The sequence below is a fragment of the Kribbella sp. NPDC050820 genome, assembly GCF_040653975.1.
Taxonomy (GTDB): domain Bacteria; phylum Actinomycetota; class Actinomycetes; order Propionibacteriales; family Kribbellaceae; genus Kribbella.
In genome coordinates this window covers 19167-39811 of record NZ_JBFAHB010000081.1, presented here as the reverse complement: position 1 = coordinate 39811, position 20645 = coordinate 19167, and the positions used below count along the sequence as shown (strand labels likewise).

The following is a 20645-nucleotide window of genomic DNA, read 5'->3' as shown; positions in this document are numbered from 1 at the left end:
CCAGTTGGGTGAGCAGCAGGTCGAGCGCGACCACCTGCTCGGCGGTCTGCACCTTCGGCAGCATGATGCAGTCCAGGTTCGCGTCACCAACGCGGGGGACTAACCCTCGAGGGCTGCTCGGAGTTTGCCGGCGTATTCGGAGGCTTCGGTTTCGTCGGTGTACTTGGTGCGGGGCCAGAAGAAGCCGCGTAGGCCGTCGCCCTTCGTCCGGGGTACGACGTGGACGTGGAGATGCGGCACGGACTGCGACACCACGTTGTTGACGGCAACGAACGACCCCTGCGCGCCGAACGCCGTACGCACCGCCGCGGCCACCGACCGCGCCGCACCGAACAGCGGCACAGTCAGCTCGTCAGGCAGTTCAACAAGCGTCGGCACATGCTGCCGCGGCACCAGCAGCGTGTGCCCCTTGAACACCGGACGTACGTCGAGGAACCCGACGACCTCCGGGGTGTCCAGCACGATCTGGGCCGGGGTGGACCCGGCGATGATGGAGCAGAACAGACAGTCGGCCATCAGCCAAGCTTCTCGTCCTCGAAGCACCAGCGCCAAGTCTCACCCGGCTCGAAGCTCCGCATCACCGGGTGCTTGCTCAGCGCGTAGTGCTTGCTGGCGTGCTTCATCGGCGACGAGTCGCAGCACCCGACGTGCCCGCAGCCGAGGCACAGCCGCAGATGCACCCACGTCCCGCCCATAGCCAGGCACTCCTCACACCCATCCGGCGTGTTCGGCGTCAGCACCAGTGGCGCGCTCTCCAGGTGCTCGCACGCACCAGCAGCAGACGGCGGCACCCGCAGGTCCTCGGACCGCCCACCAACGTCGTCGTCCTCCTCGCGGTCGAGCATGGACTCCTCGACGTCGAGCGCGATCTGCGCCCGCTGCAGCACCTCGTCGGCCACCAGCCCCGCGTCCCGCACCTTCAGGATGTGCGCACGCTCGGCCTCGAGCATCTCCATCCGCAACCGCCGGTACGCCTCACTCGGCGTCTCGTACTCGGTCTCCGGCCGCCCGAGCCGCTCCCAGGCCGCCTGCGCCCGCGACTCGCCCCGCTGCCGGAGCACCTTGAGCACGGTCGGCGGGTCCTCGGGCGAGGACACCTCCTCCAGCTTCTCCATCGCCGCCCGATGCGCACCTTGCAGTACGGCGGCCTCCTGCAACGCATCCTCCGCCGGATCAGGACCGGGCAAGCGCAGTCGCCGTACCAGCCAGGGAAGCGTCGAGCCCTGGACCAGCAGCGTGCCCGCTGTCACGGCCAGCGCGATGAAGACGAGCACCTCGCGATGCGGCGTGTCCTCGGGCAGCGTGAACACCGCCGCCAGCGTGACCACGCCGCGCATGCCCGCCCACGAGACGACGATCAGGCTCTGCCACGAGACCGGCCCGGGTCGCGATCGGCCGAGGATCTTCCGGGACAGGAAGGTGGTCGGGATGACCCAGATCGGCCGCAGCAGGACGACGGCCAGGAACACGGCGATCGTCGAGGCCGCGATCAGCCACCCGGGCAGCGGGCTTTCCGCGAGGTCGTCGAGGATCCACCGGGTCTGCAACCCGATCAGCAGGAAGACGGTGTTCTCCAGCAGGAACTGGAACGTCCGCCAGTTGGTCCGCTCCGACATCCGGGACTTGGCGGACTGGATGACCGGCGCCTTGTGGCCGAGGATCAGGCCCGCGACGACGACGGCGAGGACGCCCGAGGCGTGGATCTCCTCCGCGGCGATGTAGGCGATGAAGGGCGCGGTCAGGCTGAGCGTGGTGTCGAGGACCGGATCGGTGAACCGCTTGCGGATCTTCGCCAGCAGGATCGCCACGGCGAGGCCGACCGCCACGCCTCCGCCGGCCGCCAGGAGGAAGTCGAGGCTGACGTCCAGGACCGTCGGGGTGACGACCGCGGCCGCGATCGCGGTCCGCAGGCAGACCAGAGCGGTGGCGTCGTTGACCAGGCTCTCGCCCTCGAGGATCGTGACCACGCGGCGGGGGAGACCGACGCGCTTGGCGATCGCGGTCGCAGCGACTGCGTCCGGCGGCGCGACGACGGCGCCGATCGCGAACGCGGCCCAGAGCGGCAGCGGCTCCTGCCCCTGCGCCTCGGCGACGGAGCCGAGCAGCCAGTACGCGACCGCGCCGACGCCGAGCGCGGTGAACACGACGAGACCGACCGACAGCAGGCCGATCGAGCGGCGGTGCTTGGTGAAGTCGACCAGGCTGGTCCGGATCGCGGCGGCGTACAGCAGTGGTGGCAGGAAGCCGACCAGGACCACCTCGGGCTCGAGCTCGACCCGGGGGACGAACGGGAGGTACGACGCGGCGATCCCGAGGACGACGAGTAGGAGGGGAGCCGAGATCCCGAGCCGCCGGGCCAGCGCGGCCCCGGCCGCGACCACGGCGACGAGGGCCACGACCTCGATCGCTATATGCACGGGCACAGTCTCGCAGCTTCGGCCGCCTGGTTCGCCCAGAGCGGAGCCGGGATCTGGTCAGCGTCGCCGGGGTCGTCTAACGTGTGCGCAGCGGGATCCGTCGATCACGGGGAGTGACTGATGCATCGTCGTGTGGCTGCGCTGGTTGGTTCGCTCGGTTTGCTGGGTTCCACGCTGGTCGCGCTGCCCGCGGCAGCCGAAGCCAGTACCGGTTGCGTGGCCTCGGTGCCCGAGCCGGGTACGACGACACCAGTCAAGATCTGCTACTCGCTGTTCAAGCCCTTCGGCGCATCTGCGTCGCACACCGTCCCGATGATCATGCACAGCCACGGCTGGGGCGGCAGCCGGACGAAGGACCCGGCCGCATTCAAGGGCTGGCTCGATGCGGGGTTCGGCGTCCTCAGCTTCGACCAGCGCAGCTTCGGCGAGAGCACCGGCGTCGCGCACGTGATGAACCCCGACTACGAGGGCCGCGATGTGGTCACGCTCGTCGACCTGGTCGCCGGCCTGGACTGGGTGACTCGGGAGGCGCCCGGTGATCCGCTGCTCGGCGCGATCGGCGGGTCGTACGGCGGCGGGTTCCAGTTCGCCGGCGCGTTCACCGAGCTCCGCGACAGCGGGCGGACGCGGTTCGACGCGATGGCGCCCGAGGTGACCTGGTGGGACCTGAAGCAGAGCCTCGCGCCGGACGAGGCAGCCCGGACGATGTGGCTGTCGCTGCTGTACGCGGGTGGCGGCACGCACCTTCCACCGGCCGTGTCGGCGGCGTTCGTCGTACTGATCGCCACCGGAGCCTGGCCGCAGGGGAAGGCTGGGCGGGACCTTGACGCGTTCTTCGCCAAGAACGGGCCGGCTTGGCACGTGGCACAGGGGCGGAAGCTGGACATCCCGGTGCTGTTCGGTCAGGGGATCTCGGACAACCTGTTCAACCTCAACCAGGGGCTGGCCAACTTCGAGCGGGCGCTGACACCCAAGGCTCGGGCGCGGTCGATCTTCGTCGGGTACAACGGCGGTCACGCGCTGCCGAGCGTGCTGCCGCCGGGGTACGCCACCCCAGGCGACCCGTGCTCGATCGCGCTCGGCTCGTCGAGCTTCTCCGGCCTCGCGCTGCGGTTCATGGCGACCAAGTTGTTGGGCAAGGCGACAGATCTCTCCGGGCATGGCGCCTACCACCTGGCGACCGCGGACGGGCGTTGCCTGACGCAACAGAAACTGCAGGCGAACGCCCGCTACAAGGTCGGCAAGATCGCGACGCCGACCGGGGCCGGCCTGCCGGTGAACGTGAAGGTTGCCGCCGGCCCGTTGACGGTCGCCGGCGTACCGCGCGTGGACGCCCGCGTCTACACCGTCGTACCGGACTCGGGCGTGTTCCTCGCGTTGAGCGTCGGGACGAACCCGTTGACCGCGAAGGTCGTGCAGAACAACACGATGCCGCTGCGGGAGAAGCAGGTGGTGAAGGGGGAGCGCCGGTCGATCGAGCTGCCGGCCGTCGCGGTCGACGTGCCGGCCGGGAAGAACCTCTACCTCACCGTCACCCCGGTCGCCGACATGTTCGCCGGCCAGCGCGGACTCCTGCCCGGCGCCCTACTGCTGAAGGACACCTCGCTGAGTCTTCACCGCACCCGGTCGAGGTAGGTCTTGTAGACGCTGAGGAACGGCTCCTCGGTCCCGACCACGCCGGCCAGCCAGTCGCACGTCGTACGCGCGGTCTCGATCACGCCGGCCGGGTAGCCGTACCTCACCTGGTGCTCGGCGAACTCGTCCTCGTCGTCGATGATGATCGTGCCGTCGCGTTTCTTGATGACGTCCAGGTCGAGGTCGATCATCGTGAACACGTCCTCGCCGAACTCCACCGGCGTGGTGATGTCGCAGTAGATCTCCGTCGACCGCGGCTCGTCGTTGAACATCGCCGTGAACCACCGGTCCCGCGGAAACAGCTGCACGTGAGCCTGCTCCTGCACCACTTCCGGCTCGTCCCCCCGCTGCGACACCGACAACGCCGGCGCCCCGAGCCAAACGCCGTACTCGTCCTCACCCAAGTACCGCATCCACTGATGCCAATGCAGCCCCTCGTCGTACTTCCGGTAAACCACCCTGACATCACGCATACGCCAAAACCTATCCCGCGCGGGTGTTACACGAATTGCAGGTTCCTGCAGTTTCGTGGCCCTGAGCGCACCTCATCGACGAAGATGGCCCGTCGGTCGATCCTCGGAGGGGCGAATGGTGGGGTGGGGTCAACGGAGCCGGCTACGGCTCGCGGTGGCGATCGCGGCGGCGGCGCTGGGCGTCGGTGTGCTGTCGGGGCCGGCGGCCGCTGCGGACGAACCGCCGACGCCGCCGGCGGTCACGGCGACGTACCAAGGTGCGGAGCTGGCGAACTGCCTGGACCAGCCGGTCTGCCCGAAGGTCGTGGTGTTCGACGACCCGGTGACCTTCACCTTGACGGCGACCTCGCCGGATGTGGTGCGGTTCCGGTACTACTTCCTCGGCGGGAACTACAGCGAGGTCGAAGGCCCGACCGCGACACTCGACCTGCGGCCGCCGGACGACGGGCTCATGCGGCTGGCGGTGCAGAGCATCAACTCGATCGGTCAGTTCAGCGCCACGACGTACTTCATGTTCAACGTCGCTCCGGCGCCGGGGCCGGTCGGCTCGTGGACCTTCGACGACGGCAACGGTACGACGGCGGCCGATGGTCCCGGTCTGACGCATCCGCTCACGTTGCACGGGGGAGCGGCGTTCGACGGCAAGGGCCGGCTGCAGGGGGCGATGGCGCTGGACGGCGTTGACGGCTACGCGCAGGCGAGCGAGTCGGTGATCGACACGTCGAAGAGCTTCACGATCGCGGGCTGGGCGCGGCCGACGAGCGCTAGTCGGCTCGGGGTCGTCGCTGCGGTCAACGGGACCAACAGCCCGTCGGTGGCGCTCGGGTTCGACCCGTCGACCAAGCGGTGGGTGTTCGCCCGTACGTCGGCTGACGTACAGACGCCGACGCTCTACCGCGCCTCGTCGAAGGAGGCTCCTGTCAACGGCGCTTGGGCTCACCTGTTGGCGTCGTACGACGCTGGCGCTCATGAGCTCCGGTTGTTCGTCAACGGGCGACTGCAGCAGACCACGGCCGTCCCGGCGGCAGCCGCTTGGAAGGCCGACGGCCCGTTGACCCTGGGGCGGGGTGTTTACGCGGGTACGGCGGTTGGTTCGTTCGCGGGCTCGTTGGACCACTTGCAGGTTTGGCAGCGTGTGCTTCGTGCCGAGGAGATCTCGGGGCTGCAGGAGCCGCGCAGTCCCAGCGGGCCGATCGAGTCCGGGATCGCAGCGCATTGGCCGCTCGACTCCGCCGTACGGGGAACCGATCGGGTCTGGCGGACGGCGGAGACGGTGCGTGGCGCCGATCTGACGGTGTCGGGCTTCGGTGGTGACCAGTCTCAGGCGTTCGTCGAGGACGCCGAGCGTGGGCGGGTGCTGGCGATGACCGGTGCCTCCCGGGAGTCGGTGAGCCTCGGCCGGCCAGTGATCGATGGGAGCTCGAGCTTCTCGGTGGGGGTGTGGGTGAAGGTCGGCGACCCGTCGAAGCCGATGGTCGTCGCCCGCCAGGGAACCAGCACCAAGGACACCTGGCGGTTCGAGTACAAGCCCGTCGACGAGTACTCGTACCAATGGGTCTTCGCCCGCGGGAACGCCGACTCGGAGACCGAAACAGTCGCCACCTCGACGGCCGACCGCGAGCTCGAGCCGGCTGCGGGCTGGCACCTGCTCATCGGCACCTACGAATCCACCGGCCAGAACGCCCTCGGCGACCCCACCGGCCGGATCACCCTGACCGTCGACCTCAGGGCCGGCAGCGGCAGCACCCAGACCTACCTGGCTCCCACCCGCGCCGGCAGCACCGTCCTGGGCACCCCCGGCCCCATCGGCATCCCGTTCACCGGCCGCCTCGACGACGTCCGCATCTACGCCGGCGCTCTCGCCCAGTCCAAAGCCTGCACCGAATGGCCCGAACTCCAGGCCTGCGGCTCCTAACTGTCCCTCTCCTTCGCCGACGTAGGGGGGCCTATCCGGCGAGGGAGAGGGCCCCATCACTACCCTCGGAGCTCCCATGCAAAGGATTCAGGTTCGGAGCTTCATCCGGATCGGCGGCCATTTCCTGCCCATCCAGGAGATCCAGCACTACGACGGTGATCGCCAGTACGTCCCCGCCGCAGTCAGCCTGGTCATCGACGGCGTTGAGGTTCTCGGCACCGACCTCTGGGACGACGTGGTGTGAGTAGGTATGCGATCTCCGACGGGCGTTATCTCGGCGGTGAGCCGACGGGGTGACCGCGACCCGAGGCACCGGCACCCGACGGGTTCGCGGGTGCAGGGCGGTGTGTCGGGGTGCGCCTTCGAATGGCCGCTGACAGCCGTCTTTCCGGAAGGAAGGTGCCATCGAGAGGCACTTTCTTTCCGGAGAGTTGGCTGGACCGGGGTGCCCACGGTGACCGCCGTCGCGTTGGATGCGGTACGCGTGTGCAGGTCGGCGTTGGCGGACCGCGGGCGGTTGAGGGCGGGCGGGTGGCCCGCAAAGGGCGGCGATAAGCCGCAAACGGCGGCGATAGCCCGGCAGGGCGCGGGCGGTAGGCCGCAAGCGGCGGCCGTAGCCGGCAAGGGGGAGGACGGCGATGAGCCGGGGGTGGGTGGGGGCGGGCGTAGCGGTCGCGAGGGACGAGCGGCTGCGGAGCGCGGGTGGGCTGGACCTAGGAGCTCAGGGAGCGGGTTTGGTCTAAGTAGGGCTTGTAGGCGGTGGTGAAGGGTTCTGTGGTGGTGATGTGGGTGGCCAGCCAGGCGCAGGTGGCTTGGGCGGTGGCTACTACCTGGGGTGGGTAGTTGTACTTGACCTGGTGGGCGTGGAACTCGTCCTCGTCCATGACGCGGACGGTGCCGTCTCGCATCAGGCGGATGTCGAGGTCGAGGTCGACGGCGGTGACGGTGTCGACGCCGAACTCGGGCGGCATGGTGACGTCGCAGTAGATCAGGGTCTGGTGCGGTTCGTCATTGAAAAGGGCGCTCCACCACTGGCCGCGGGGGAAGAGCCGGACGCGGTGGTGGTCGATCGTCTTCCAGCTGCCGTCGGCGCGCTGGCCCTGGGTGCCGGGGACCGAGCCGACCCACAGGCCGTGCTCGTCCTCGCCGAGCCGGAACGCTTCCACGAGGCGATGCGGCTGTCCGTCGTACTTCCGGAACAGCGTCCTCACCATGTCCATGCCGTCACTCTAGGTGAAACCCGAACAAACCAGGCCCACCGTGCATCCCAGAGTGTGAGATATCCCCAAGTGCCCGCGCGAGTTCGGAAACCGGGCGCGGGGTGCATAGACTCAAGCATTCGAGGACGACCCGCGGGAGGAGCTCGATGCGCGTGCTGGAGACGGTCGGAGGGCCGGCGGACCTCAAGAAGCTGACCGGTCAGCAGCTCACCGATCTCGCCGCAGAGATCCGGGACGTGCTGGTCGAGACGGTGTCGCGGACCGGGGGGCACCTGGGCCCGAACCTGGGCATGGTGGAGATCACGCTGGCGATGCACCGGGTGTTCGACTCGCCGCGGGACCGGCTGGTCTACGACACCGGTCACCAGACGTATGTGCACAAGCTGCTGACCGGCCGGGCGCCGAAGTTCGACACGCTCCGTCAGCAGGGCGGCCTGAGCGGCTACCCGAACCAGGCCGAGTCCGACCACGACATCGTCGAGAACAGCCACGCCTCGACCGCGCTGTCGTACGCCGACGGCCTGGCCAAGGCGTACAAACTCCGCAAGGAGGACCGGCACGTGGTCGCGCTGATCGGCGACGGCGGCCTGACCGGCGGGATGGCCTGGGAGGCGCTGAACAACATCGCCGCCGCCAAGGACCTGAAGCTGGTCGTCATCGTCAACGACAACGGCCGCTCCTACAGCCCGACCGTCGGCGGCCTGGCGACGCACCTGACCAGCCTGCGCACCAACCCGCGGTACGAGAAGATCCTCGACCTGATCAAGAAGAACCTGGGCCGTACGCCGTATGTCGGCCCGCCGATGTACGAGGTGCTGCACGGGATCAAGAAGGGCCTGAAGGACATGCTCGCCCCGCAGGGCATGTTCGAGGACCTCGGCCTCAAGTACGTCGGTCCCGTCGACGGCCACGACCGTCAGGCGATGGAGGACGCGCTCCGCAACGCGAAGTCGTTCGGCGGGCCGGTGATCGTGCACGCGGTGACCAAGAAGGGCTTCGGGTACGCCGCCGCCGAGCAGGACGAGGAGGACAACTTCCACCAGGTCCGGCCGTTGAACAAGCCACGGGGCTGGACCGATGTGTTCGCCGACGAGCTGGTCCGGATCGGTCACCGCCGGCCCGACGTGGTCGCGATCACCGCCGCCATGCTGCACCCGACCGGGCTGGCGCAGTTCGCGCAGGAGTTCCCGGACCGGACCTTCGACGTCGGCATCGCCGAGCAGCACGCGGTGACCAGCGCGGCCGGCCTGGCGATGGGCGGTCTGCACCCGGTCGTCGGCCTGTACGCCACGTTCCTCAACCGGGCGTTCGACCAGCTCCTGCTCGACGTCGCGCTGCACAAGTGCGGCGTCACGTTCGTGCTGGACCGCGCGGGTGTCACTGGTGATGACGGCCCGAGCCACAACGGCATGTGGGACATGTCGATCCTGCAGCTCGTCCCCGGCCTCCGGCTGGCCGCGCCACGTGACGGCAAGCGGCTGAAGGAGCTGCTCAACGAGGCGGTCGACGTCTCCGACGCCCCGACCGTGCTGCGGTACGCGAAGGGCGAGGTGTTCCCGGACATCGAGGCGATCGACCGGATCGGTGAGCTCGACGTCCTGGAGCGGACCGGCACCGACGTGCTGCTGGTCGGGATCGGCTCGATGGCGGCCACGGCGATGGATGTCGCCAACCGGCTGGAGGCCCAGGGCTTCGGCGTCACCGTGGTCGACCCGCGCTGGGTGAAGCCGGTCGACCCGAAGCTGGTCGAGCTGGCGGCGAAGTTCAAGTACGTCGTGACCGTCGAGGACAACGGCCGCGCCGGGGGCTGCGGGTCGATGATCGCGCAGGCGCTCCGCGACGCCGGGGTGACGACGCCGGTCCGCGACTTCGGCATCCCGCAGCAGTTCCTCGAGCACGCCAAGCGTCCCGCCGTACTGCAGGAGATCGGGCTGACCGGACAGGAGCTGGCCCGGGACATCACCGAGCTGATCGCGCAGCGCTCCGGCGACCCGATGAGCGAGCCCGACCCGGCGCGCGGCCGCCCCGGCGGCGCCTGAGCCGGCCGACATGTCCGGGCGTCACGCCACGCCCCCGAAGAGCCGGCATGCGGCCGCCAAGGGCACGAGGTTCTGGCCGCTGCTGCTGTCGCTGGCCCTGGTGGCCGCCGCGGTCGGCGGCGGTCTCGCCCTGCACCGGTCGAGTGACCGCGCCGAGGGAGCCGGCACGTCGACGCCGAGTACGCCGGACATCGACCTGGCGGCACGCTCCGCGGCGGTCGATCTGGTGCTGCGGAAGCGTGCCGAGGCGGTGCTCCAGGACGACCAGGCCGCGTTCCTCGCCGACGTCGACCCGGGCAACAAGAGCCTGGTCGCCCGGCAACGCACCCTGTTCACGAACCTGCGCCAGTTCGGCTTCGCCCGCCTCGTCTACCAGCAGCTGAGCCAGCAGTACGACGAAGCAGTCAGCACCAAGCACGGCCCGTCGACGTACCTGGTCGCGGTCGCGATGACATACCAGATCCGCGGCATCGACGCCGTACCGGTGCGAGCCATGCTCGGCTACACCTTCACCGAGCGCGCGGACGGCCGCTGGATGCTGGTGTCGGACACCGACCTGGACAAGCGGCTGCCGCGCGGCTCGCACCAGGAGGCCTGGGACACCGGCGACGTGCTGGTCAAGCGCGCGTCCCGAGTCCTGGTCGTGGTCGAGAAGGGGCAGGACCAGCTCGCGACCAAACTGCTCGGCCAGGCGGCCAGCGCGGTGAAGGCAGTGAGCAAGAGCTGGCCGGGCGGCTGGACCGGCTCCGGCGTGGTGATCGCCCTCGACGACAAGGTCGTCCGCGGCGCCGACTACACCGAGCCGAAGAACGCCGAGGACGCGATCGCGATGGCGACCTGGGTCTACCGCACGCTGCCCGGCGAGGTCACCGGCGAGGGCCAGCGCGCCGACTCCTACGTCGTGGTCAACCCGCGCAACCGCACGAAGGTCGACGCCCGCACCCTCGCGCACGAGTTCACTCACGTCGCGACTGCGCCGTACGGCTCCCATGCCCCACGCTGGCTGGTCGAGGGGGCGGCGACGTACGTCGAGTTCCTGCCGATGGACGGTGCCCTCAACCTGGCGCTGGACAACTACCGGCAGGCGGTCCGGACCAAGTACCTGGCCAAGGCGACGAGCCTGCCGGCCGATGCGGTCTTCTTCCAGAGGTCCGACAGCTCGTACCCGCTGTCCTGGCTGGCCGTCGACTACCTCTTCGAGAAGTACGGCGCGACCGAGGTCGGCACGCTCTACCAGGAGATGTCGGCCCTCGGGTCTACCCAGGCCGAGCGAGACCGGATCATGCTGGAACACATCAACCTGACCGAGTCCGGCCTCTTCCAGGCTCTCAAGGCGGCTGCCGTCTGACGGCGTGTCGGTGGTGGAATCCGGGGAAGCGAGTAGGGTAGCCGGGCTGCAGCAGACGGGTACTCGGAGGATCGACCCGACGTGAGTGTGACCAACCCCAGCGCCGGGCCGCCGGGCGCTCAGGTTCCGCCGCATGGCCCTCGGCGCTGGCTGGGGTTGCTGGCGGCGGTCGCGCTCGTCTCCGGCGGCGTGGTGTACACCGTTGAAGAGCGGGAACGGGATGCCGGGGCCCGGCCCATCGCGAGCCTGACCCCCGGACCGAGCCAGTCGTCGAAGCCGTCGAAGACCGCTGCCGCGGTAGCGGCCCGCCGGGTCGCCATCGACACCATTCTGATCCGCCGCGCGCAAGCGGTGCAGACCGTCGACGAGGCGATGTTCCTGCAGGACCTCGACCCGGCGGACAAGAAGCTGCGGGCCGAGCAGAAGGTGCTGTTCGCGAACCTGGTCGAGCTCGGCTTCACCGAGCTCGGCTACAGCCAGGCCGAGGAGCGGTTCGCGCCGGACGTGGCCAAGGCGCATGGGCGGACGACGTACCTGGTCCGGGTCCTGATGCGGTACCAGATCCCCAAGGTCGACCAGGCGCCGGTCACGTCCGAGCTCGGGTACACGTTCATCAACGTGCGCGGCCGCTGGGTGCTCACCGACGACGACGATCTCGACGACGACCTCGGGCCGGGCGCGCACAAGGAGGCCTGGGACCTCGGCCGGATCGAGGTGCACCGCGGACCGCGGGTGCTGGCCGTGGTCGAGAAGGGCGACACCAAGCGCGGCCGGGCGCTCGTCACCGAGGCGACCGAGGCGCTGAACCAGGTGACCGCGTACTGGCCGCGGAAGTGGCGCGGGACGGTGCTTGTGATCGCGCTGGACGAGGTCGACGTCCGCGACGCCCGGTTCGCCGACGAGGACGTCGAGTCGGCCGCGAGCGCGGGCTCGACCTTTTCGTCGCTGCCCGGCCAGGACACCGCCGACGGAACCGTCGCGGGCGCGTACATCGTGATCAACCCGAACGAGCGCGACCGGGTCGACGAGATCCTGCTGTCGCACGAGATCACCCACGTCGCCACCGCGGATCTCGGCGGCTACGAACCCCTGTGGCTGGCCGAAGGTGCGGCCGAGTACGTGTCGTGGCGCGGGATCGAGGCGATCAGCGGCGTCGGCGAGGTCGGCAAGTGGGAGCAGGAGGTCATCGACGACGCGCTGCCGGCGCTGACCGCGCTGCCCAGTGATGCCGGCTTCTACCAGAACAGCACCGACGTGTACGGCGTCAGTTGGCTCGCGGTCCGGTTCCTCGTCCAGCGGCTCGGACTGCCGAAGGTCGAGGAACTGTACGAGGACATGGCCCGGCACGGCATCGACCAGGCGTCACGCGACCGGATCCTGCAAGCCCGCAGCGGGCTCACCGAAGTGACGTTGTGGACGTCACTCAAGTCCTACCAACCGCAACGCTGAGTGGCGGTTTGACCTCGCGGTGTCAGAGGGGCAGTCTCGAATGATCCGTCCACTTCGAGGAGGCGCAGATGAGCCTGATGCGGAAGAAGACGATCGAGCAGTCGATCGCCGACACCGACGAGCCGGAGTACCAGCTCAAGAAACGCCTCACTGCCGTCGACCTGACGGTCTTCGGAATCGGCGTGATCATCGGCGCCGGCATCTTCACCCTGACCGGACGGGCGGCGAAAACCTACGCCGGGCCGGGGATCGCGCTCTCCTTCGTCCTCGCCGCGATCTGCTGCGCCCTGGCGGCGCTGTGCTACGCCGAGTTCTCCTCCACGGTCCCGGTGTCCGGGTCGGCGTACACGTTCTCGTACTTCTCCCTCGGTGAGATCTTCGCCTGGATCATCGGCTGGGACCTGTTGCTGGAGTTGATGCTCGGGGCAAGCGTCGTGGCCCAGGGCTGGTCGACGTACGCCGCCTTGTTCCTCGAACAGATCGGGTTGGGCTGGCCCGAGTCGATCGGGCCGGACAGCAGCGTGAACCTGCTGGCGATGCTGCTCGTGCTGGTGCTGGCGACACTGGCCACGATCGGCATCAAGGAGTCGCTGCGGGTCAACCTGGCGCTGGTGGCGGTCAAGCTGTTCGTGGTGCTGTTCGTGATCGTGGCCGGCCTGTTCTACATCCAGGGCGACAACCTGACGCCGTTCATCCCGCCCAGCGTCCCGGCCGAGAATGGGGACGTCACCATCACCACGCCGCTGTTCCAGGCGTTGTTCGGGTTCACCCCGTCGACGTTCGGGGTGATGGGCATCGTGTCCGGCGCGTCCCTGGTGTTCTTCGCATTCATCGGGTTCGACGTGGTCGCGACCACCGCCGAGGAGGCGAAGAACCCGCAGCGCGACCTGCCCCGCGGCATCATCGGCTCGCTGGCGATCTGCACCGTGCTGTACGTGCTGGTCTGCATCGTCATCACCGGCATGATCAACTACACCGACATCAACAGCGAGGCGGCGCTGGCCGAGGCGTTCCGGTCGGTCGGCCGGCCCGGGTTCGCGACGCTGATCTCCGCGGGTGCGGTGGCCGGCCTGACCACGGTGGTGCTGACGCTGATGATCGGCGCCGCCCGGGTGGTGTTCGCGATGAGCCGCGACCACCTGATGCCGCGTGAGCTCGGCAAGACCCACGCCAAGTGGGGGACGCCGTACCGGCTGACCATCGGGATCGGCATCCTGGTCGCGATCGTGGCGGGGCTGACTCCGATCGGCAAGCTCGAGGAGATGGTGAACATCGGCACGCTGGCCGCGTTCACCATGGTGTCGATCGCGGTCCCGATCCTGCGCAAGCGCCGGCCGGACATCAAGCGCTCGTTCCGGGTGCCGGCCAGCCCGGTGATCCCGATCCTGGCCGCGGCGATCTGCGTGTACCTGATGCTGAACCTGTCGATCGAGACCTGGCTGCGGTTCGCGATCTGGATGGCGCTCGGCTTCCTGGTCTACTTCCTCTACGGCTACCGGCGCAGCCGGGTCGGCATCGAGGAGCGCACCGGCGAGAGCACCCGCGCCTGAGTCCAGGTCGGTCCTGGACCACTCCGGGGTCGGCTGGCGATAGGATCCGTCAGCCGACACCTGGAGGGGGAGACGATGAAGCACCCGCGGCGCCTGTTCGCAGGCCTGGCCGCGCTCGTGCTGGCGGGGACGTCCGGGGTGGTCGCGGTGCGCCTCCAGCAGGGCGGCTCGGTGCCCGGCAGCAGCGCGGTCGCGGTCAAGGCCACGGCGACGCCCGGCCAGCTGACCGACGCGCAGAAGGCGCAGCGGAAGGCCGCGGTCGACGCGATCCTGGCCAAGCGGTCCGCGGCGGTGCTGAAGGGTGACCTGAAGGGCTTCCTCGCGGTCGTCGACCTGAAGCAGCCGGAGCTGGTCGCGCGGCAGCGGATGCTGTTCACGAACCTGCGGAAGTTCAAGTTCACCAGCCTGAAGTACTTCCTCGACGAGGAGCGCCGGTCCCCGGAGCTGATGGCCAAGTACGGCGCGGTCGTCTTCTCGACCCGGGTGATGATGCGCTACCAGCTGTCCGACCTGGACACCAGCCCGGTGCAGACCGACCTGGGGTACGCGTTCGTGCCGCGCGGCGGCGCCTGGGTCCTGGTCGAGGACAGCGCGATCGACGAGGCCTTGAGCCCTGACGGGCACCGGCAGCCGTGGGACTTCCAGGAGATCGCGGTGATCCGGCGCGGCCGGGTGATCGTGGTGGTCGACAAGGGCGAGCAGGCGCTCGGCCAGAAGATCGCGCGGGTGTCGCAGGGCGCGGTCAACGGGGTCCGGCGGCACTGGAAGCGGTCCTGGAACGGGGCCGTGATGGTGGTCGCGATGTCGGAGCCGCGGGTGATGGCGACGCTGTGGAAGGCCGGCAGCAACTCCGGCTGGACGATCGCGGCGAAGGCGGTCTCGCTGTACGACGGCGATCCGTGGAAGCAGAAGGCGGTGCCGCCGGTGAGCAGCCGGATCGTGGTCAACCCGGAGGTCCGCAAGAAGCTGGCGGAGGACCTGCTGGTGCACGAGATGACGCACGTCGCGACCTTGCAGCTGGGGGTCCGGACGCCGATCTGGCTGGTCGAGGGGATCGCGGAGTACGTCCGGTGCGCCTCGATCGAGGACGATCCGCAGTGGTCGGTCGACCCGTACCGCAAGTCGGTCCGGACCAAGTACCTGCCGTCGATGAAGGTGCTGCCCGACCGGGCGCAGTTCGACGCCGCCGGCGACCGGTCGTACGGCCAGAGCTGGTGGATCACGTCGTACCTGGTCGACGAACTGGGCGAGAAGGGTGTAGCCGACCTCTACACCGATCTCGCCCAGCACAACACCACGCAGACCCGCTACCTGGCCATCCTCAAGAAACACACCGGCAAGACCCCAGCCCAGCTGGTGGCAGCCACCAAGCAGTTCAAGGGCTGACAGCCCCTCGGGTCAGCGGGTGCCGGTGACCACGAGCATCTCGCACGGTCCGGCGAAGCCGTCGACGGCTTCGAACTGGGTCAGTTGGTCCGTGATCTCCTGCCAGGCTGCCGCTCGGCCGGACTCGTCGAGGCCGGACAGCATCTGGTGGAGAGCGCCGAAGGACTCGCGTTCGAAGCGGACGCAGTCAGCGGCGGTGGGCAGCCGGACCGGCGACGGTACGACGTCCACGGCGATGTCGTGGAACCCGGCCGTGCTGAAGGCCTGTTCGGCGACACCCGGGCTGCCCAGGCTGAACGGACCAGGCTGGCCGGGCGCCGGCGGTGGGAGCTCGGCCCGGCGGCGGATGATGCCGACCGGAATCGAGAAGAAGCCGTTGCGGTCCGGTGTCGAGTAGACCACCGCGGAGAACTTCCCACCTGGCCGAAGCGCCCGATGGATGCCGCGCAGCGCAGCCTGCTGGTCCGGGAAGTAGATCAGGCCGACGCGCGAGATGGCGGCGTCGAAGCTGCCCTCGTCGACACCCGACAAGTCCTCGCCGTCCGCCTCCAGTGTCTCGACCGTCTCCAGCCCGGCTTCGGCAGCCTGACTCTCGGCGTACCCGAGGATGGCCGGCGAGATGTCCGTCGCGAGCACCCGGCCGGTCGGTCCGGCCAGCCGTGCTGCGGCGAGCGTCTGCCCACCTGTCCCGGCGGCCACGTCCAGGACGCGTGCGCCGGCGCTGACGCCGGCGGCGCGGAGCATGGCCGAGGTAGCGTCGCCGAGCCAGTCCTCGATGGTCGGCCCCCAGCGGTGCCACGCCTCCGCGGCGTCCTCCCACTGCGCGCGAGTCGTCCGCTTGTAGACCTTCGGGTCGAATGTGACGGTCATGATCCCCTCCTGTGGTGAGGGTCCCAGCGCATCAGCCGGTCGGTACGACGTACTAGTACTGGTTCTGGACCTGTCTGGTACACATCCTGGACCGGAGCGCACAATGAGCCATGCGAGACTACGGCCAGTACTGTCCGGTGGCCCTGGCGAGCGAGGTGCTGGCCGATCGCTGGACGCCCCTGATCGTGCGCGAGCTCGTGCTCGGGAGCCGGCGGTTCAACGACATCGACCGCGGTCTGCCCGGTATTTCCCGTACGTTGCTCAAACAACGCCTGAATCACCTGGAACGCAAAGGCGTGCTCGAGCTGGTCCCGGTCGCCCGCGGCCACGAGTACCAGCTCACCCCGGCGGGTCGCGACCTCGAGGGCGTGATCATGTCGATCGGGGAGTGGGCGGTGAAGTGGATGTTCAGCGAGCCTCAGCCGCGGGAGGTCGATCCAGTCACCCTGACCTGGTGGATGTCGCGGCGGGTCGACTTCGAGAAGCTGCCCGGGCAGCGGGTCACCGTGGAGTTCGAGTACCGCGGTGACGACCCGACCCGGATCTGGCTGATCCTGGACCGGCTGGAGGCCTCGGTGTGCACCGACCACCCCGGCTTCGACGCGGACGTCGTCGTCAGCACGGACCCGGTCGGCCTGATGCGCGTCTTCTCCGGCATCGTCAGCCTGACCCAGGCGACCACGGACGGGACGGTGACCCTGGCCGGCCCGCCACGGCTGCTCAAGGCGCTTCCGACCTGGTTCCTCTGGAGCCCCTTCGCCCCGGCTGTCCGGGAACGTATCGGCTGACCGAGTTGCTGGGGGCCGGAGCGGGCTTCCGGCTCCGCACCGACCCCCAGCGGATCAGGTGAGGCTCGCCACGCCCTTCGGCAGGAAGCGGGTGGAGTTGGTCTTCTCGGAGATGCCGGTGCGGTCCAGGTACGGCGTGATGCCGCCTAGGTGGAAGGGCCAGCCGGCGCCCAGGAGGAGGCAGAGGTCGATGTCCTGGGCCTCGGCCACGACGCCCTCGTCGAGCATGATGCGGATCTCCTCGGCCAAGGCGGTGAGGACCCGGGTGCGGAGCTCCTCCGGAGTCGACGGCTTGTCGCCGACGGTGACCAGCTCGGCGACGTCGGGGTCCACCACCGGCTTGCCTTCCGGCCAGACGTAGAACGAGCTCTTGCCGGTGGCAACGACCTTGGCGAGGTTCTCCGACACCGCGAACCGGTCCGGGTAGGCGCGGTTCATCGTCTCCGCCACGTGCAGCGCCACCGGCAGGCCGACGAGCTGCAGCAGCACGAACGGCGGCATCGGCAGCCCCAGCGCGGACAGCGCCTTGTCCGCCTCCGGGATCGGCGTCCCTTCGTCGACCGCCGCGCTGACCTCACCGAGGAACCGGGTCAGCAGCCGGTTCACCACGAATGCCGGCGCGTCCTTCACCAGCACGCACGACTTCTTCAGCGTCTTGCCGACCGCGAATGCCGTCGCCAGCGTCGCATCGTCGGTCTGGTCCGCCCGGATGATCTCCAGCAGCGGCAGCACAGCGACCGGGTTGAAGAAGTGGAACCCGACCACCCGCTCCGGGCGCTCCAGGTCCGCCGCCATCTCGGTCACCGACAACGACGAGGTGTTGGTCGCGAGGACGGCGTCCGGCCGGACGACCTTCTCCAGGTCGGCGAAGATCGTCTTCTTCAGCTGCAGCTCCTCGAACACGGCCTCGATCACGAAGTCCGCGTCCGCGAACACGGCCCGGTCCACCGACCCGGTCACCAGCGCCTTCAGCTGGTTGGCCTTGTCCGGCCGGATCCGGCCCTTGCCGAGCAGCTTGTCGATCTCACCGTGCACGTACCCGACCCCGCGGTCCACCCGCTCCTGGTCCAGGTCCGTGAGTACGACGGGAACCTCGAGCCGCCGGACGAACAGCAGCGCCAGCTGGCCCGCCATCAGCCCGGCGCCGACCACACCGACCTTGGTGACCGGCCGGGCCAGCGACTTGTCCGGCGCACCGGCCGGTCGCTTGGCCCGCTTGTTGACCAGGTCGAAGGCGTAGAGGCCGCTGCGCAGTTCCTCGCTCATGATCAGGTCGGCCAGCGCCTCGTCCTCGGCGGCGAACCCGCGGTCGCGGTCGTTGTCCTTGGCCGCGGCGATCAGGTCGAGGGCCCGGTACGGCGCCGGCGCCGCACCACTCACCTTGAGGTCGGCAAACGCCTTGCCGCGGGCCACCGCCGCGTCCCACGCGTCACCCCGGTCGATCTCCGCCCGCTCGACCGTGACCTCGCCGGTGAGCACCTTGCTCGCCCAGCTCAGCGACTGCTCGAGGAAGTCGGCCGAGTCCAGCAGTACGTCGCCGATGCCGAGCTTCACCGCCTCCGGCCCGCTGAGCATCTTGTTCTGGTTCAGCGCGTTCTCGACGACGACCTTGACCGCGGCGTCCGCGCCGATCAGGTTCGGCAGCAGGAAGTTGCCGCCCCAGCCCGGGATCAGGCCGAGGAAGACCTCCGGCGTCGACAGCATGCCGGCGGCGACCGAGACGGTCCGGTAGGTCGCGTGCAGCGCGACCTCGAGGCCGCCGCCGAGCGCGACGCCGTTCACGAACGCGAACGACGGCTTGCCGCCGTCGACCAGCTTGCGCATCACGCCGTGCCCGATCCGGCCCAGGTTCAGCGCCTGCTCCCGGTCGGTCAGCTTCGGCACACCGGTCAGGTCGGCGCCGGCCGCGAGGATGAACGGCTTGCCGGTGACCCCGATCGCGACGACCTCGTCGCGCGCCAGCGCCGCGTCGATCGCGGTGTTCAGCGACGCCAGGCCCTTCGGCCCGAACGTGTTCGGCTTGGTGTGGTCGTGCCCGTTGTCCAGCGTGATGAGCGCCATCGTGCCGGCCTTGTTCGGGAGGACGACGTCCCGCGAGTGCGCGAGCGTGACGACCTCGTCGGTCTCGATCGCAACCGCCTCGTCAATCAGAGCCTGCAAGTCGGTCACTGCGCGTTCCCTTCCCAGTTCGGGTTCTCCCAGATGACCGTTCCGCCCATGCCGAGGCCGACGCACATGGTGGTCAGGCCGTAGCGCACCTCGGGGCGCTGCTCGAACTGCTTGGCCAGCTGGTTCATCAGCCGGACGCCCGACGAAGCCAGCGGGTGGCCGTAGGCGATCGCGCCGCCGTAGGGGTTGACCCGCGGGTCGTCGTCGGCGATGCCGTAGTGCTCCAGGAACGCCAGCACCTGGACGGCGAACGCCTCGTTCACCTCGAAGGCCTCGATGTCGTCGATCGTCAGCCCCGCGAGCTTGAGCGCCTTCTCGGTCGCCGGGACCGGGCCGACACCCATCACCTCAGGCTCGACGCCGGCGAAGCCGTAGGACACCAGCTTCATCTTCGGCTTCAGCCCGAGCTCCGCGGCCGCCTCGGCCGACGTCAGCACGCAGGCCGTCGCGCCGTCGTTGATCCCGGCCGAGTTGCCGGCCGTGACCCGGCCGTGCGGGCGGAACGGCGTCTTCAGGCCGGCCAGGTCCTCGGTCGTCGTACCGGGACGCATCGGCTCGTCGGTGGTGGCATAGCCCCAGCCCTGCTCGGCCGAGCGGGTCGCGACCGGGACCAGGTCGGGCTGGATCAGGTCGTTGGCGTAGGCCTTGGCGGCCCTCTCCTGCGAGGCCACGGCGAACGCGTCCGCGCGCTGCTTGGTGATGGTCGGGAACCGGTCGTGCAGGTTCTCCGCGGTCGACCCCATCACCAGGGCCGAGGTGTCGACCAGCTTCTCGGAGATGATCCGCGGGTTCGGGTCGACGCCCTCGCCCATCGGGTGCCGGCCCATGTGCTCGACCCCGCCGGCCACGACCACGTCGTACGCGCCGAACGCGATCCCGGCGGCGGTGGTGGTGACGGCGGTCATCGCGCCGGCGCACATCCGGTCGATGGCGTAGCCGGGCGTGGTGTTCGGCAGGCCGGCCAGCAGGGCCGCGGTCCGGCCGATGGTCAGGCCCTGGTCGCCGATCTGGGTGGTGGCCGCGATCGCGACCTCGTCCACCCGCTCCGGCGGGAGCTCCGGGTTCCGCCGCAGCAGCTCCCGGATGCACTTGATCACCAGGTCGTCGGCGCGCGTCTCGGCGTACTGGCCTTTGGCCTTGCCGAACGGGGTGCGAACGCCGTCGACGAACACGACATCGCGGATCTCACGGGGGCTGTTCTTTCCGGGCACGGGGGCCCTCCTCTGGGGGTCGGGAAAGCTACCCCGATGCTACCCGCGGGTAACAGAACCGCCAAAGCACCCCGGGCTGTGGGGCCGCTCACAAACCACAACCGTGTGGTCACGCTGGTCGTAACCCGTGGCAAAGACCGGCGATTCGGCGCATGCTGGTGGCAGGTAGCTATGG

Annotated in this window: 16 protein-coding genes; 9 read left to right on the top strand and 7 right to left on the bottom strand. The window is 69.4% G+C overall.

What is annotated here, in order from left to right; genetic code table 11:
* Nucleotides 1–99 precede the first annotated feature (99 nt).
* Entirely contained in the window at nt 100–516 is a 417-nt protein-coding gene (locus tag AB0H36_RS40770; RefSeq protein WP_360536153.1) for an HIT family protein, read from the bottom strand.
* A complete protein-coding gene (locus AB0H36_RS40765; protein WP_360536151.1) occupies nt 516–2417 on the bottom strand; it encodes a Na+/H+ antiporter in 1902 nt (633 codons plus the stop codon). The genes AB0H36_RS40770 and AB0H36_RS40765 overlap by 1 nt, the downstream gene beginning before the upstream one ends.
* A gap of 120 nt (nt 2418–2537) precedes the next feature.
* Here AB0H36_RS40765 and AB0H36_RS40760 point away from each other — a divergent pair, with 120 nt between their 5' ends.
* Entirely contained in the window at nt 2538–4052 is a 1515-nt protein-coding gene (locus AB0H36_RS40760; RefSeq protein WP_360536149.1) for a CocE/NonD family hydrolase, read from the top strand.
* On the opposite strand, the gene AB0H36_RS40755 is transcribed toward AB0H36_RS40760, so the two are convergent.
* The gene (locus AB0H36_RS40755; protein WP_360536148.1) at nt 4031–4525 is read right to left on the bottom strand and encodes a DUF402 domain-containing protein; all 495 of its coding nucleotides are present in this window, start codon (nt 4523–4525) and stop codon (nt 4031–4033) included. The genes AB0H36_RS40760 and AB0H36_RS40755 overlap by 22 nt on opposite strands.
* Before the next feature lie 115 nt (nt 4526–4640).
* Between AB0H36_RS40755 and AB0H36_RS40750 the strand changes: the two genes are divergently transcribed.
* Together AB0H36_RS40750 and AB0H36_RS40745 are read left to right on the top strand one after the other, a co-directional pair.
* Entirely contained in the window at nt 4641–6440 is a 1800-nt protein-coding gene (locus AB0H36_RS40750; RefSeq protein ID WP_360536146.1) for a LamG domain-containing protein, read from the top strand.
* A 76-nt stretch (nt 6441–6516) separates the two neighbouring features.
* Nucleotides 6517–6684 (top strand): hypothetical protein, encoded by a 168-nt coding sequence (locus AB0H36_RS40745; RefSeq protein WP_360536145.1) that lies wholly within the window; start codon nt 6517–6519, stop codon nt 6682–6684.
* Nucleotides 6685–7153: 469 nt separating this feature from the next.
* Here AB0H36_RS40745 and AB0H36_RS40740 read toward each other — a convergent pair whose 3' ends face one another.
* On the bottom strand, nt 7154–7660 hold the full coding sequence (locus AB0H36_RS40740) for a DUF402 domain-containing protein (protein ID WP_360536144.1): 507 nt from the start codon (nt 7658–7660) through the stop codon (nt 7154–7156).
* Between the two features lie 146 nt (nt 7661–7806).
* On the opposite strand from AB0H36_RS40740, the gene dxs reads away from it, so the two are divergent.
* From dxs to AB0H36_RS40715, 5 genes are all read left to right on the top strand, one after another.
* A complete protein-coding gene (gene dxs / locus AB0H36_RS40735; protein ID WP_360536142.1) occupies nt 7807–9699 on the top strand; it encodes a 1-deoxy-D-xylulose-5-phosphate synthase in 1893 nt (630 codons plus the stop codon).
* A 10-nt stretch (nt 9700–9709) separates the two neighbouring features.
* Entirely contained in the window at nt 9710–11047 is a 1338-nt protein-coding gene (locus AB0H36_RS40730; protein ID WP_360536140.1) for a hypothetical protein, read from the top strand.
* 81 nt (nt 11048–11128) lie between these two features.
* A complete protein-coding gene (locus tag AB0H36_RS40725) occupies nt 11129–12496 on the top strand; it encodes a hypothetical protein (RefSeq protein ID WP_360536138.1) in 1368 nt (455 codons plus the stop codon).
* 68 nt (nt 12497–12564) lie between these two features.
* A complete protein-coding gene (locus tag AB0H36_RS40720) occupies nt 12565–14046 on the top strand; it encodes an amino acid permease (protein WP_360536136.1) in 1482 nt (493 codons plus the stop codon).
* Between the two features lie 75 nt (nt 14047–14121).
* A complete protein-coding gene (locus AB0H36_RS40715; RefSeq protein WP_360536134.1) occupies nt 14122–15432 on the top strand; it encodes a basic secretory protein-like protein in 1311 nt (436 codons plus the stop codon).
* Nucleotides 15433–15444: 12 nt separating this feature from the next.
* Here AB0H36_RS40715 and AB0H36_RS40710 read toward each other — a convergent pair whose 3' ends face one another.
* Nucleotides 15445–16302 carry a class I SAM-dependent methyltransferase gene (locus AB0H36_RS40710; RefSeq protein ID WP_360536132.1) on the bottom strand — a complete coding sequence of 286 codons (858 nt, stop codon included), beginning with the start codon at nt 16300–16302 and terminating at the stop codon, nt 15445–15447.
* 110 nt (nt 16303–16412) lie between these two features.
* On the opposite strand from AB0H36_RS40710, the gene AB0H36_RS40705 reads away from it, so the two are divergent.
* On the top strand, nt 16413–17090 hold the full coding sequence (locus AB0H36_RS40705) for a helix-turn-helix domain-containing protein (RefSeq protein WP_360536130.1): 678 nt from the start codon (nt 16413–16415) through the stop codon (nt 17088–17090).
* 54 nt (nt 17091–17144) lie between these two features.
* Here the strand turns inward: AB0H36_RS40705 and AB0H36_RS40700 are convergent, their stop codons facing one another.
* Both AB0H36_RS40700 and AB0H36_RS40695 read right to left on the bottom strand, forming a co-directional pair.
* Entirely contained in the window at nt 17145–19259 is a 2115-nt protein-coding gene (locus AB0H36_RS40700) for a 3-hydroxyacyl-CoA dehydrogenase NAD-binding domain-containing protein (protein WP_360536128.1), read from the bottom strand.
* Entirely contained in the window at nt 19256–20470 is a 1215-nt protein-coding gene (locus tag AB0H36_RS40695) for an acetyl-CoA C-acyltransferase (RefSeq protein WP_360536126.1), read from the bottom strand. The genes AB0H36_RS40700 and AB0H36_RS40695 overlap by 4 nt, the downstream gene beginning before the upstream one ends.
* Nucleotides 20471–20645 lie beyond the last annotated feature (175 nt).